The organism is Caulobacter sp. S45 (genome assembly GCF_009765965.1).
Classification (GTDB): Bacteria; Pseudomonadota; Alphaproteobacteria; order Caulobacterales; family Caulobacteraceae; genus CAHJWH01.
Genome location: NZ_LMUL01000014.1, coordinates 2,539,523 through 2,552,929, shown reverse-complemented (window position 1 = coordinate 2,552,929; position 13,407 = coordinate 2,539,523). Strand labels below are relative to the sequence as shown.

Below are 13,407 nucleotides of genomic sequence, written 5' to 3'. Positions count from 1 at the left end.
CCGGATGAGGCCGTGTTTGAACTAACCTGGACAGAGAGCGGCGGGCCGCCGGTCGCCCCGCCTTCTCGCAAAGGTTTCGGCTCCCGCCTCATCCAATCGAGCTTGGCCGGAAATCCAGAGGGCGGCAGCCATATAGATTATCTTCCCACCGGGGTTCGCTGGACGACAAGATCGAAGCTGATCTCAATTCAGGAACCTTAAGCTTAAACCTACCGACGGCCGCTAGGGGTCAATGGCCCCAGACCTAAACCTCAAGCCGATCATCCTCGTCGTGGACGACGAGGCGGTCCTGGTGATGCACGCCGTCGACATCTTCCGGGAAGCCGATTTTACAGAGAATCACGACAGGGCGTCTGAAATCATCTTGCGCAGGTGCGTCTCGTCAAAGGGCTTGTTCAAGACGGCGCCCGACCAGGTCCTGCGAATTTCAGCCTGATCTATATATCCGGTCATCATCACGATCGGGAACATCGGATTGGCTTGGTGGATGATCGCGGCGACTTCGGCGCCATTCATGCCCGGCATGGCGAAATCGACCAGGACCAGATCTATCGCCTCCCCCGCCTTCCTCACCCGCGCCAGACCCTCCTCGCCGGATTCGGCGACCGTCACCCGGCACCCGGCGTCGACCAGCATGGAGGCGGCGACGTCGCGAACCGCCGCATCGTCGTCGATCACGAGAATCGCCTTCTGGCGAAGATCGCCGGCGGTCGGCGCGGAGACTGCAACCTTCGCCGGCGCCGACATCTCGGTCATCGGAAGATAGACCCAGACCGTCGTCCCGGCCCCTGGCGCGCTCGACAGCCGGACCCCGCCTTCGGATTGCTTGGCGAAACCGGCCACCTGGGACAGGCCCAGCCCGGAGCCATGGCCGACCGGCTTGGTGGTGAAGAAGGGCTCCAGCACGTGGTCCAGGATTTCCGGCGCCATGCCGCTGCCGGTGTCGCTGACCGACACCAACGCATATCGCCCCGGCGCGGGCTCCTCGTCACGCGTGGGGGGATCGACCACCTCCACCCGCGACAGCTGCAGGGTCACATCTCCCCCGCCCTCCATCGCATCGCGGGCGTTGATGACGAGATTGAGCACCGCCAGTTCCAGTTGAACCGGGTCCACGATCGCTGTGATCGGGTCTTCGCCCGCGCGGATGCACAGCCGGCCGTTCGATCCCAGGGCGCTCAACAGCAGCGGCTGGATCTCCTCGAGCTGCCGCGCGAGATCGACCGGACGCGGCTCCAGACGTTGCCGCCGGGAAAACGCTAGCAATTGCCCCGTAAGCTTGGCGCCCCGCTCAGCGGCCTGGCGGGCGTTGATCACGTATTTCTGGAACGGGCTGTCGCCGAGCCGGCGTTGCAGAAGCTCCAGATTGCCCATCACGCCCGTCAGCAGGTTGTTGAAGTCGTGGGCGACGCCACCGGTCAGTCGGCCGATCGCCTCCAGCTTCTGGGCGTGGGCGAGCTGGAGGTGCGTGGCCTCCAACTCCGCCGACCTTTGCTCGACCCGCCGCTCAAGGTCGGCCGCCGACTCACGAAGCTGGGCGTCGCGCAGGCGCAGCCGGGTCGAAGCCTCGACCAGCACGAGCGCGACGGCGTCCGTTTCGGCCATACCGGTCTCCACCTCGGCCACAGCTTGGCCGTGGCCGACCCGAAGCGCAGCGTCCGTCAGAATCCGCAGGCTGGCGCTGACCTGGCGCATCGTGATCACGACCCAAAGGGCCCCGACGAAGAGCAAAGCGACCGAAAGGCCCGCGACCAGGGCCACCCACCTGTCGGGCGGCAGGGCCGCCTCGCCTTGGGGAAGCCCCACGAGCAGGAACCAGTTGGTCGAATGGGACCGCGTGAAGGCCAGCAGCGTCGGTCTTCCCGACGCGCTCGTGCTCTTGATCACCGCCTGCTCGGCGGACGCCATGGCCTGGCTGGCGCGCGGCGTGACCCGGTGTCCGACGAACCTGTCGGAACCGTCGTTGCGCGCGATGATCAGACCGGACGCATCGACCAGCGAGGCGTTCCAACCCTTGGGCAGGTCCTGGGCCGTGAACACCTGCTCGATGACGCGGGGCGAAATGGCCATGGTCAGGATCAGGCGGCGTCCCCGGCCGTCGGTGACCGCCCGCTCCACCGACACCAGGGGCAAGCGTTCACGGCGGATATAGTGCAGGCCGGAAACCGCCGAGCCCTGCGCGAGCGCCGCGTCCAGACGGGCGCGCAAGGCGGGATAGGACGCGTTGATCAGCGGCGTGCCCACAGGAAAGGCGGTGTTGACGAGCTGATGGCCGTCCGGCGTGTAGAGGACAAACCATTGGTCGCGGCCGGCGGCCAACTTGCGCGCGCGCTGGTCGAACTCCGCGAGGTCGCCGCCATGCAGCGAGTCTGATGTCGCCAGCGCCAGCAGCATCGCCTGTGCGGCGAGCACGCGTCCGTCCACGGCCGTCGACAAGGCCCGCGCCGTCGCCAGCAGCTGCTTTTCACTCGCGCGGCGTTGGACGGTGAGCAGGCCGGCGATTAGGGCGATCGAAATCGCCAGCAGGACCGCGATCAGCCCGACAGTGAGCACGGTCAGACGAAAGCGCAGGGATGAGGGCTGGGAACGCCTCACCGGGCGGCCGGGCGAAATCGCCTGCGTCACAGCACCTCCCATCTGGCCATCTAACCCGTGACCCCACTCATGGATTTACCTTCTCACATTGCATCTTAGCGACATACTACTGGCTACTGGCGAACCGCCTTTCACACCGTTGCTCAACGTGCGGGCCGCACAGACGTTCGGTTTCAGCATCGACATCATCGGGCCCGACAGAGCGTGCAGAGTCGGCGCGGACACCCCCTCGCCGGAGATGATGATGACCCGAGCCGCCCTCCTCGCCCTCGCTGGGTTGTTCCTGGCCGGCGCGGCGTACGCCCAGCCGGCCGCTCCAGCTCAATCCACAGACCAGGTTCCAGCCGCCGGCGAGCACCGCCGCGGGGCCGGGATGGGAGAGATGCGAGAGGCGTGCGCCGCCGACATGAAGACCTTTTGCGGCGATGCGGGTCAGGACCGGACGGCGCGGCGCCAGTGCATGACAGCCCACCAAGCCCAGTTCAGTCAGGGCTGCCAGGACGCCACGGCCAAGATGCGGGCCTGGCGCGAAGCCCACCCCCGCACGTCTGCCTCCCCCCAATAAGCGCAACCGCGCAAAAGGGCGGGAGCGGCAGGCGTTCCGGCGCGTTTGGCTCGGGACTTCAAACCGCGAGGCGCCCATGGCCCATTTCAAGCTCAACGAAGACGACGACAGCTTCCTGTCGATCCCGCAAGGCGGCCTGCTGGTCGCCTCCGGCACGGATGGGGCGGAGACCTGGATCGAACGGACCAAGGACACCACCGTTCGGGTGGTGGTCTCTACCGTGGCTGTGGCCACAGCCGACGGCGCGACCCTGGAGACGGTGATCGAGGTCGCCGGCGCCCGCGCCCATGGGACGTCCGGCCCCGCCGCCGCGGAAACCCACCTGCAATCGATCCAGAGCGTGCAACTGGTCATCCGCCCGGACCAGCGCGTGACGTTCAAGGCCTATCCGAACCCCACCAATGCGCGATTGCTGAAGACCGTCGTCTACACGCACGATCTGGCGTGAGGCCGCTGTCTCAAGCTTCGGAGATCGGCTGGATCGGTATCCTCGAAGCTTGAGCAGACCCCATTTCCGGGCGCCACGCCGAAAGTGCAACCCGATCATGGAAGGCTTGCCCAATGTCGCCACGCAATTATGGCATACGCAGACGCAGCTCGACCGCAAACGCGATCAAAGACAGATGCATCCTGGACGCGCCTATTAGTTGCGAAACCGCAAAACAACCTTAACGGTCGTTATCCAAATTGAAGGTTTGTATAGAAACTATTAGGATGCGACAGATTATAATGTCGGGGTCAGGCGCACGGTCTGCGCCCTAGGCCGCGTGCTGGCCGCTTTCGCCGGAAGCAAAGTCAGACGATGAGCCGTAGCAGCGCCAGCCCCGTCCGATCCCCACATACGTCTGACGACCGCACGCGCAGCGCTACATCCGTATCCGCTAAAGCCGCTCCGGATTTTCCTCCGGGATGGCAAGAAAGGATCGGCCGCGCCAAACTCCGCCTTCTTATGATCGATTTCAAGCTCGAGTCGGCGGAGCATCGCCGGATCGTATTTGATCGAAACGCCAAATTTCCGGATGTGTGGCGAGACTTCCGCAGTTTCCTCCTCAGCGTAGGCCCCTGTCCAGGGGAGCACTATCGCCTGGCCGCGACCCTGGGGGAGCGCGCCTATGGCGACGACAGCAGGTGGGAACACAAGGGCGCCAAGCGGCCTGCGGCGCCCCCACCTCCGCCCTCGCCCGAAACGACCTATTCGCAATGGACCATGATCTCGGGCCAGCCTGTCGAGGTGGCCAAGCTATCGACGTCCCTCGGCGTGCCGTTCTCGAGCATAGCCGCCGCATTGAATGCGGGGCGTCAGCCGGACGAACTCGTGAAGCAGTCCGATGTGGCGTCGGCCCTACTTGGAGACATCAATTGGTTTTCGGCCGAGCCGCAGCACCAGGACGCCTTTCGCCAAGCCTTCCGGGCCTGGCACATGAAGGTGAACCCCCGGTTCGCCGAGATGGCCACCCCCAAGTTCCTGTACTTGTACATCCTGCTTCCGGACATGATCCGCTGCAAGACCGCCCTGGCCGACACCGATCTTTGGGACCCGCCAACGGAATGGCAAAAGCGACTGCGAGACGCCAGCCCCATCTGGAAACGTTACTGCGAGTTGTTTCCCAAGGCCCAGCTCGCGGCTCAGGAATTCAAGACCTATCGGCAATACTCCTTGACCAGCCAACTCGAAGACCTGTGGACCAGGATTCAATCCACCGAGGCTAGATTTCGCGGCGCCCAGTCGCATTCCACGGCGCAACCTGTAGAAGCAGCCTCAGGATAGGCGGGCCGGCTCCCGCTCAAGGAGCGACAGACCCGTGATCGGCCCGATACGCATCATCGCCGCTCGCCCCCGCCTGGCCGCGTCCATGCTCTTCGGCGTGGGCGTGGGCCTGCTCCTTGGCGTTTTCCCCCATCCCTGGAGCGCCTATTCCCGCGGCCTGATCGGCTGGGACAGCGGCTGTATCGCCCTGGTCGCATCCAACCTGATCGCGATGGCCGGACGTTCGCCGGAGGAAATCCGTCGTCGGGCGGCGGCCCAGGACGAGGGAAAGGGGCTGATCCTGGCGCTCGTGCTCGCGGCGGCGGCCGTCAGCATCGGGGCCATCGGCATCGAGCTGTCGCTGGCGAAGTCGTTGCACGGCTTCGAGAAGACGGTCCGGATCGGGTTGGCGTTTCTGACCGTGGCGCTCTCGTGGTTCGTGGTGCAGCTGATCTTCGCCCTGCACTACGCCCATGAATATTATTCGCCCGCCGCCGACGAGTTGGGCGGCGTGCGAGGCGGCCTGGCCTTTCCGGCGGACGAGTGCCCCGACTATTGGGACTTCCTGCACTTCGCCATCGTGATCGGCGTAGCGTCCCAAACCGCCGACATCGGGTTCACCAGCAAGACGCTCCGCCGGATCGGCACGGTGCACGGAGTGATCGCCTTCGTCTTCAACACGGTGGTCCTGGCGCTTACGATCAATCTGGTGGCCGGCCTCTTTTAAGGCGGTCACAACCCCATCCCCTCGCCCGCTGGAGCGCCCCGCATGACGCTAAGAATAGGCCTTCTCGGCGCCTCCCGCATCGCGCCCAAGGCCATCATCGGTCCGGCGAACCGACACGGCGACGTGATCATCTCGGCCATCGCCGCCCGTGATGGAGCCATCGCGCAGGCGTATGCCCACGAGCACGGCATCGCGGCGGCGGTCGAGGGCTATACGGACCTGGCGCTGCGCGACGACGTCGATCTTATCTATTGCGCCCTGCCCCCGGCCGGCCATCTGGAGACCTGTCTGGCCGCGCTGCGGGCCGGTAAGGCGCTGCTGGTCGAAAAGCCGTTCGCGATGAACGCCGAGCAGGCGCAGGCCATCGCCACGGCGGCGGGCGAGGCCGGGCGCCCGGCCCTAGAGGCGTTCCACTACCGCTTCCATTCGATGTTCGAACGCGCCTTGGAGATCGTGCGCGACGGCCCCCTCGGCCCGCTGGTCGGCGCCGAAAGCCTGTTCGAGGCCCAGATCCCCCGATATCCGGGCGCCCTGCGCTGGGACCCCGCCCAGGGCGGCGGCGGCATGATGGACCTCGGCTGCTATCCCCTCCACGCGCTAAGGACCCTGCTCGGCCAGGAGCCGGAGCTGAAATCGGCGACCGCCGAGCTGCAGGACGGCGTGGACGTGACGATGGACGCCGAGCTGATGTTTGCGGGCGGGCTCCCGGCCCGTCTCCGCTCGTCAATGGCGGGCGAGCGGCGCGACTGGATCACCGTCGAGGGTCGGCGCGGGACGCTGCGCCTGGACGCCTTCGTGGCCCCCCAAAACGGGGGCAAGCTGACCCTGTCCACCGCGCGTGGCGAACACGTTGAGACGGCCGAAGGCCCCAGCACCTACGACGCCCAGCTCGCCCACGTGGTCGCGGTGATGGCCGGCGAGGCCGAGCCGCTCACCGGAGGCGAGGACGCCGTCGCCAACATGACGATCATCGACGCGATGCGGCGCCATGTCGGCATGCCGGTGGGATAAGCCCCGGAACTTCCCGACGCTACAGCAGGGTGCGGGCCACGGCCTTGCGCCAACCGGCCAGCAGCCGCTCCCGTTCCGAGTTCGGCATCTGGGGCTCGAAACGGGTGTGCTTGCGACGCAGCCCGGCGAACTCGGCGAGGTCGCCATACAGGCCCGATCGACGCCCCGCCATATAGGCCGCGCCCAAGGCGGTGGTCTCCAGCTCGGCCGGGCGTTCCACGGCAAGGTCCATCAGGTCGGCCAGGAACTGGAGCATCCAGTCGTTGGCCGCCATGCCTCCGTCCACCTTCAAGGCGTTGAGCGAGACACCATCGTTGGCGACAGCCGCGAACAGGTCGTGGGTCTGGTAGCAGGCCGCCTCCAGCGCCGCGCGCGCCAGCTCCGCCCGCCCGGTCGCGCGGGTCAGGCCGACGATGACGCCCCGCGCCCCGGGGTCCCAGTGCGGCGCGCCCAGGCCGGTGAAGGCCGGCACCAGATAGACCCCGCCATTGCTTTTCAGACCGCGCGCCAAGCCCTCGGTCTCGGCGGCGGCGTTGATCACGCCGAGCCCGTCGCGCAGCCACTGCACCGCCGCGCCGGCGACGAAGATCGAGCCCTCCAGGGCGTAGGTCGCCCGTCCATCCAGCTGGTAAGCGATCGTGGTCAGCAGGCGATGGTTGGACATCACCGGCCGATCGCCGGTGTTGACCACCATGAAGCCGCCGGTGCCAAAGGTGGTCTTGACGTCGCCCGCCTCAAAACCGCACTGACCGACGCCCGCCGCTTGCTGGTCGCCGATCATGCCCAGGACGGGAATGGCGCGCCCGAACAGCTCGGGCGCGGTTTCGCCGAAATCGCCGGAGCAATCGCGCACCTCGGGCAGCATCTCCATTGGCACGCGGAAGATGCGGCACAGCTCGTCGGACCACTCGCCCCGATGAATGTCATAGAGGTTGGTGCGGCTGGCGTTGGTAGCGTCGGTGGCGTGAGTGCGTCCGCCGGTCAGCCGCCAGAGCAGGAAACTGTCCACCGTCCCAAACGCCAGCCGCCCCGCCCGGGCCAGGCCACGCGCGCCCTCGACATGGTCCAGTATCCAGGCCGCCTTGGTGGCGGAGAAATAGGGATCGAGCAGCAGGCCGCTGCGCGAGCGGACCTCGTCCAGCATCCCGTCGGTTTCCAGCTGGCGGCAGATAGCGGCGGTGCGGCGGTCCTGCCAGACGATGGCGTTGTAGATCGGCTGGCCGCTGCGGCGGTCCCAGACCAGGGTGGTCTCACGCTGATTGGTGACGCCGATGGCGGAGACGACCCCGCCCGAGCGTTCGCCGGCCTGCATGGCCTCGCGGGCGGTGGATAGCGTGGTGGACCAGATCGCCTCCGGATCGTGCTCGACCCAGCCTTCGCTCGGATAGCGCTGAGGAAACTCCGCCTGGGCGACAGCCACGACCTCGGCGGCCGCGTCGAACACCAGGGCGCGGCTGCTGGTGGTGCCCTGGTCCAGGGCCATGACAAGTCCGCCGCCAGCCATGCCCGTCATGCCTCCAGTCCGTCTCGCCCGGTCATTCGCCGATCAGTCCGTCCATCCTCACCCATCGAGGCGAAGACGGACGTGAACGCGCTACGTTGGTCAGGCGTCATGTGCAGGCCGATCTTGGTGCGCCGCCACAGCACGTCCTCGGGCGTGCGCGCCCACTCGATGCGCTTGAGGTAGGCGACCTCGCGCACGGTGAGGCCGGCGCCGAAATCCTCGCCCATTTCCGCCCAGCTTGCGGCCTCGCCCAGCACCCGGTCGAGGCGCGAGCCGTAGGCGCGGCACAGGCGCGTGAGCGTCGGCTCCGCCAGCCAAGAATAATGGGCCGCCATCCGATCGCGAAAGGCGGCGAACCCCGCCGACAGGTCCCCGCCCGGCAACGGGGCGGTGCGGGTCCAGGGGCCGGGGCGGAAACCAAGCGCCGGCTTGAGCAGCTCCATCGCGTGCTCAGCCAACCTCCGGAAGGTGGTGATCTTGCCGCCATAGACAGACAGCGCCGGCGCTGAGCCCTGCGGCGCATCCAGGTCCAGCACGTAGTCGCGCGTCACCGCCGAGGCGTTCTCATGGCCGTCCTCGTGCAGGGGGCGGAGCCCGGCGTAGCTCCACGCCACCTGGTCCGGCGTGACCTCGCGGGTGAAGTAGTCGCCCAGCGTGCGGCACAGATAGGCGATCTCCTCGCCTGTCGCCTCGACCGGGCCGGGCTCGCCCTCCACCGGCACGTCGGTGGTGCCGACCAGGGTGTAGCGGCCCTCATAAGGGATGGCGAAGACGACGCGCCCGTCACCGCCCTGCAGCGTGTAGGCGTGCTCGCCCTCGTACAGGCGCGGCAGCACGATGTGGCTGCCCTTGACCAGTTTGACCGACCGGGCGGGTTTGTTCACGCCCAGCAGACGGACGACCTGTTCGACCCAGGGGCCGGCCGCGTTGACGATCGCGCGCGCCGTCACCGTCTCCTGGCCACCGTCCGCGTGCTCGAGCGTGGCGCGCCACACCGCGCCCTCGCGCCGAGCGGACACTAGGCGGGTGCGGGTCAGGATGCGCGCCCCGCGCTCGGCTGCGTCCAGGGCCGCCAGCACCACCATGCGCGCGTCGTCGGTCCAGGCGTCGGAATAGGCGAAACCTCGCCTGTACGCGGCCTTCAGCGGCGCGCCCTCGGCCCCGCGCCTCAGGTCCAATACCCGCGTCGGCGGCAGGGTGCGGCGACCGCCGATATGGTCGTAGAGGAACAGGCCGAGCCGCAGCACCCACGCCGGCCGCAGCCCGCTGTGATGGGGCAGCACGAAGCGCAACGGGCGGATGATGTGCGGGGCGGCGGCCAACAGCACCTCACGCTCGGTCAGCGACTCGCGCACCAGCCGGAACTCGTAGTGCTCCAGGTAGCGCAGCCCGCCGTGGATCAGCTTGGTGCTGGCCGATGAGGTGGCGGAAGCCAGGTCGCCCATCTCGCCCAGCGTGACGGACAGGCCGCGCCCGGCCGCGTCGCGCGCAATCCCGCATCCGTTCACCCCGCCGCCGATCACCAGTAGGTCGACCGGCGTCTCGTGCAGATCAGGCAAGCGCGACCTCCCCTTCGTCGAATGCGCGCAGACGCGGCGGCGACTGGTTTCGGACCAGCGCCAACAGATAAGCCCAGGCGATCGACAGGAAGAAGAGCGGATCGCTCCCCCGCGCGACAGACTGTAGCCCGCCACCGCCAGCGAACAGATTTTGACCACCGCGGCCAGCGCTTCGGTTGAGAAGAACCCGAACCTGCGGGATCACGCCACGCTCCGAAGCGTTACGGCCGGAAAGCAGGAGAACGCCCCGTGTCGACCCAAACCGCAGAAAAGCCCGCCAAGCCCGCGTCGAAACCCTTCCTGACCGACGTCAAGACGCTCCGCGATCGGGCGCGCCAGAACCTGGACACGGGCAATATCACCTCAACCTACGAAGGCGATGTGGAGAAGACCATCGACATCCTGCAGTCGGTGCTGGCGACCGAGATCGTCTGCGTACTGCGCTACACCATGCATTCCATCGCCGCGAGCGGCATCTCCAGCGACTCGGTCAAGGCGGAATTCGCCGAGCACGCCCGCGAAGAACAGGAACACATGATGGCCGTGGCCGAGCGCATCAACCAGCTCGGCGGCACACCCAACTTCAATCCGGAGGGCCTGACCAGCCGTTCCGCCTCGCAGTACGCCGAGGGTGAGAACCTGATCGACATGATCAAGGAGAACCTGATCGCCGAGCGGATCGCGGTGGACCACTATCGTGAACTGATCCGCTATTTCGGCGACGACGATCCGGCGACGCGGGTGATGCTGGAAGGTATCCTGGTGGTCGAGGAAGAGCACACCGACGACATGCACGACCTGCTGGTCGCGCATGAGGGAAAGCCTATGCTACCGCGAAACTGAACTCGGAGATCAGCCTGTGGCCGCCAAGGTTATGCGCATAGAGCGGATAGGCTTGGCGGTCGCCGACCTGGAACGGGCGCTCGACTTCTATAGTCACGGGCTCGGTTTTCAGCTCGTCACGCGGAAAACCAGGCGGAGCGAAGCCTTCACCGAGCTGCTCGGTATTCCCGCGGTCCAGGCTGACGCGGCGGTGCTTCGCCTGGGCGAGCAATTCGTCGAACTGCTTCAGTTCGAGCCGCCGGGACAGCCGTACCCAACGCCGCGCGCCGCCAACGATCCCTGGTTCCAGCATTTCGCGATCATCGTCGCCGACATGGCGCCGGCCTACCGACAACTGAGCACGCAAGACCCGCAGGCGATATCCAGGGGTGGTCCACAGCTTCTGCCGCCGAGCACGGGCTCCGTCACCGCCTACAAGTTCCGCGATCCCGACGGCAATCCGCTCGAACTCTCCTACCTGCCGACCAAAATTCCAGACCCGGATGAGCACGCTAAGGCGCCATCGCCCAACTTCCTGCGCATCGATCATTCGGCGATCGCCGTCCGAGACCTCAATGCAAGCCTCGCCTTCTACTGTGGCTTGCTCGGGATGAGTTTAGGAGAACGCTTCCTCAACGTCGGTGTCGAGCAAGATCGCTTGGATGGGCTCGACGGCGCAGAAGTCGATATCTTGGCGCTCTATTCAAGCGAGCCGGGCCCCCATATCGAGCTCCTGCATTATCGTGCGCCAGCGCCGGCCGCCGTCCGGGCCCCACTCGCCCCGAACGACATCGGCGCAACGCGACTGGTCATGTCGGTCGACGACCTGGGTGTAATATCAGACCGTCTCTTTCGCAGTGACGTCCCGATCGTCTCCAAAGGACTTGTCGAGCGTAACGGCTCTCGAAACCTTCTCGTTCGCGATCCAGACGATCATTTGATCGAACTCGTCAGCTGATATTTCTGCGACTTATCTCGAGTCCGCCGGATTAGCCCCGTCGCTGGACCTGAGGTGGACGGGGCCCCGTGCAGCGGTCAGGTTGTGCGCCGTATTGACCAGGGCCAGGTGAGAGAACGCCTGGGGGAAGTTGCCCAGTTGGCGCTTCGCCTGCACGTCGTATTCTTCCGCCAGCAGGCCAACATCATTGCGCATGGCCAGCAGCCGTTTGAACAGCGCCTCGGCGTCGTCATAGCGATCCTGCAAGATGTAGTTGTCCGCCAGCCAGAAACTGCAGGCCAGGAACGAGCCCTCGCCCGGTGGCAGGCCGTCGGTTCGGTTCTCGGTATCGTAGCGGAGCACCAGGCCGTCGCGCAGCAGGTCGCCCTCGATCGCGGCCAGCGTGCCCACGACACGCGGATCGGAGGGCGGCAAGAAACCGACCATCGGGATCAGCAGCAGGCTCGCATCCAGGGCGGTCGATCCATAGGACTGGACGAAGGTGTTGCGGTCGGCGTCGAAGCCCTCCTCGCAGACCTGGGCGTGGATGTCCTGGGCCAGCCGGCGCCACCGTTCCAGCGGCCCCTCCATGCCGAACTCCTCGATCGAACGGACGGCGCGATCAAAGGCGACCCAGGCCATGACCTTGGAATGGGTGAAGTGCTTGCGGCCGCCCCGCACCTCCCAGATGCCGTCGTCCGGCTGATCCCAGATCGCCTCCAGGTGGGTGAGCAGCGCGGTCTCCAGCGCCCAGCTCGCCGCGTCGTCGCCCATACCCGCCTTGCGCGCGACGTAGAAGGCGTCGAGCACCTCGCCATAGACGTCGAGCTGGACCTGACCCGCCGCCGCGTTGCCGATCCGCACCGGCGCGGAGTTCTCGAAGCCGGCCAGGTTCGCCAGCTCCCGTTCCTCCAGCCGCCGTTCGCCGGCGACGCCGTACATGATCTGCAGATCGTCGGGGTTGCCGGCCACCGCGCGCAGCAGCCACTGCCGCCAGGCCAGCGCCTCCTCCTGGAAGCCGGCGCTGATCAGGGCGTAAAGGGTGAAGGTCGCGTCGCGCAACCAACAGTAGCGATAGTCCCAGTTGCGCGGGCCGCCGATCTTCTCCGGCAGGGAGGTGGTGGCCGCGGCGACGATCCCGCCGGTCTCCCAATGCGCCAGCCCCTTGAGGGTGATCAGGGAGCGCAGCACCGCCGACGACCACTCGCCCGCCGGCTTGAACTGCGCCGTCCATTTGGCCCAGAAGGCCTGGTTGCGCGCCAGGGCCTCAGTGGCGACCAGCGGCTCCGGAGCGGCGCGATAGGACGGGGTCCAGCTGAGCGTGAAGCCGAGCTCCTCCCCTGCCGAGACCTCGAACCGCCCGACCGTGCTCTGGTCCTCGCCGTGCAGGCGGACAGGCGCGTCGAGGATCAGCCGGTCCGGCCCCGCGCCGAAACCCAAGGTCCCGTTCTCGTGCCGGGCCGCCCATGGCGTGGTCGTCCCGTATTCGAACCGCACGATCAGTTCCGTACGCATCGCCACCCTGCCGCGCAGACCGCGCACGACCCGGATCACATCCGACACGCCTTCGCGGCGGCCCATGAAGTCGGTGACGCTGACCGCACCCTCGGCGGTCTCCCAGGTGGTTTCCAGGATCAGGGTGTCGTCCTGGTAGCGGCGGCTGACCCGCGCATCGGGCGCTTCCGCCCCGATCAGCCAGCGTCCCTTGTCGGGCCCGTCGAGCAGGGCGGAGAAGCAGCTCGCGCTGTCGAACCGGGGCAGGCACAACCAGTCGATCGACCCGTCGCGCCCGACCAGGGCCATGGTCTCGCAGTTGCCGATAACGGCGTAGTCTTCGATCAGGCGCGTCATTCGGAGTCGGACTTCCTAGTCGTTTCGAGGTCAGCGGCAATTTGAATGTGGGTCCAGCTCGGGAAGCTCGACCGCAACGCGCTTCCCCC

The 13,407-nt window shown here is 66.8% G+C and carries 12 protein-coding genes and 1 pseudogene; 8 read left to right on the top strand and 5 right to left on the bottom strand.

Going from position 1 to position 13,407, the window contains the following annotated elements:
* Positions 1-201 (top strand): annotated as a pseudogene (locus tag GSQ87_RS22555) (histidine kinase); the annotation flags it as partial.
* 138 nt (positions 202-339) lie between these two features.
* Here the strand turns inward: GSQ87_RS22555 and GSQ87_RS18930 are convergent.
* Positions 340-2,625, bottom strand: a complete 2,286-nt coding sequence (locus GSQ87_RS18930; RefSeq protein WP_158917139.1) for a response regulator — start codon at positions 2,623-2,625, stop codon at positions 340-342.
* Positions 2,626-2,839: 214 nt separating this feature from the next.
* Here GSQ87_RS18930 and GSQ87_RS18925 point away from each other — a divergent pair, with 214 nt between their 5' ends.
* The 5 genes from GSQ87_RS18925 to GSQ87_RS18905 all read left to right on the top strand — a co-directional run bounded on the left by GSQ87_RS18925 (position 2,840) and on the right by GSQ87_RS18905 (position 6,645).
* Positions 2,840-3,160, top strand: a complete 321-nt coding sequence (locus GSQ87_RS18925; RefSeq protein ID WP_158917137.1) for a hypothetical protein — start codon at positions 2,840-2,842, stop codon at positions 3,158-3,160.
* A gap of 76 nt (positions 3,161-3,236) precedes the next feature.
* Positions 3,237-3,608 (top strand): hypothetical protein, encoded by a 372-nt coding sequence (locus GSQ87_RS18920; RefSeq protein WP_158917135.1) that lies wholly within the window; start codon positions 3,237-3,239, stop codon positions 3,606-3,608.
* 501 nt (positions 3,609-4,109) lie between these two features.
* Entirely contained in the window at positions 4,110-4,928 is an 819-nt protein-coding gene (locus tag GSQ87_RS18915; RefSeq protein WP_158917133.1) for a hypothetical protein, read from the top strand.
* A gap of 34 nt (positions 4,929-4,962) precedes the next feature.
* Positions 4,963-5,634 carry a DUF1345 domain-containing protein gene (locus GSQ87_RS18910; RefSeq protein WP_216839388.1) on the top strand — a complete coding sequence of 224 codons (672 nt, stop codon included), beginning with the start codon at positions 4,963-4,965 and terminating at the stop codon, positions 5,632-5,634.
* 42 nt (positions 5,635-5,676) lie between these two features.
* Positions 5,677-6,645 carry a Gfo/Idh/MocA family protein gene (locus tag GSQ87_RS18905; RefSeq protein WP_158917131.1) on the top strand — a complete coding sequence of 323 codons (969 nt, stop codon included), beginning with the start codon at positions 5,677-5,679 and terminating at the stop codon, positions 6,643-6,645.
* A 19-nt stretch (positions 6,646-6,664) separates the two neighbouring features.
* Here GSQ87_RS18905 and glpK read toward each other — a convergent pair whose 3' ends face one another.
* From glpK to GSQ87_RS18890, 3 genes are read right to left on the bottom strand one after another with little or no spacing between them, the layout of a single operon-like run.
* On the bottom strand, positions 6,665-8,158 hold the full coding sequence (glpK, locus tag GSQ87_RS18900; RefSeq protein WP_254063089.1) for a glycerol kinase GlpK: 1,494 nt from the start codon (positions 8,156-8,158) through the stop codon (positions 6,665-6,667).
* On the bottom strand, positions 8,155-9,708 hold the full coding sequence (locus GSQ87_RS18895) for a glycerol-3-phosphate dehydrogenase (protein ID WP_254063088.1): 1,554 nt from the start codon (positions 9,706-9,708) through the stop codon (positions 8,155-8,157). The genes glpK and GSQ87_RS18895 overlap by 4 nt, the downstream gene beginning before the upstream one ends.
* The gene (locus GSQ87_RS18890) at positions 9,701-9,913 is read right to left on the bottom strand and encodes a hypothetical protein (RefSeq protein WP_158917129.1); all 213 of its coding nucleotides are present in this window, start codon (positions 9,911-9,913) and stop codon (positions 9,701-9,703) included. The genes GSQ87_RS18895 and GSQ87_RS18890 overlap by 8 nt, the downstream gene beginning before the upstream one ends.
* A 44-nt stretch (positions 9,914-9,957) precedes the next feature.
* Here GSQ87_RS18890 and GSQ87_RS18885 point away from each other — a divergent pair, with 44 nt between their 5' ends.
* Positions 9,958-10,551 carry a bacterioferritin gene (locus tag GSQ87_RS18885; protein WP_158917127.1) on the top strand — a complete coding sequence of 198 codons (594 nt, stop codon included), beginning with the start codon at positions 9,958-9,960 and terminating at the stop codon, positions 10,549-10,551.
* A 16-nt stretch (positions 10,552-10,567) separates the two neighbouring features.
* Positions 10,568-11,488: a VOC family protein gene (locus GSQ87_RS18880; RefSeq protein ID WP_158917125.1), complete on the top strand. Its 921-nt coding sequence runs from the start codon at positions 10,568-10,570 to the stop codon at positions 11,486-11,488.
* A 12-nt stretch (positions 11,489-11,500) separates the two neighbouring features.
* Here GSQ87_RS18880 and GSQ87_RS18875 read toward each other — a convergent pair whose 3' ends face one another.
* Positions 11,501-13,318 carry a glycoside hydrolase family 15 protein gene (locus tag GSQ87_RS18875; protein ID WP_158917123.1) on the bottom strand — a complete coding sequence of 606 codons (1,818 nt, stop codon included), beginning with the start codon at positions 13,316-13,318 and terminating at the stop codon, positions 11,501-11,503.
* Between the last annotated feature and the right edge of the window lie 89 nt (positions 13,319-13,407).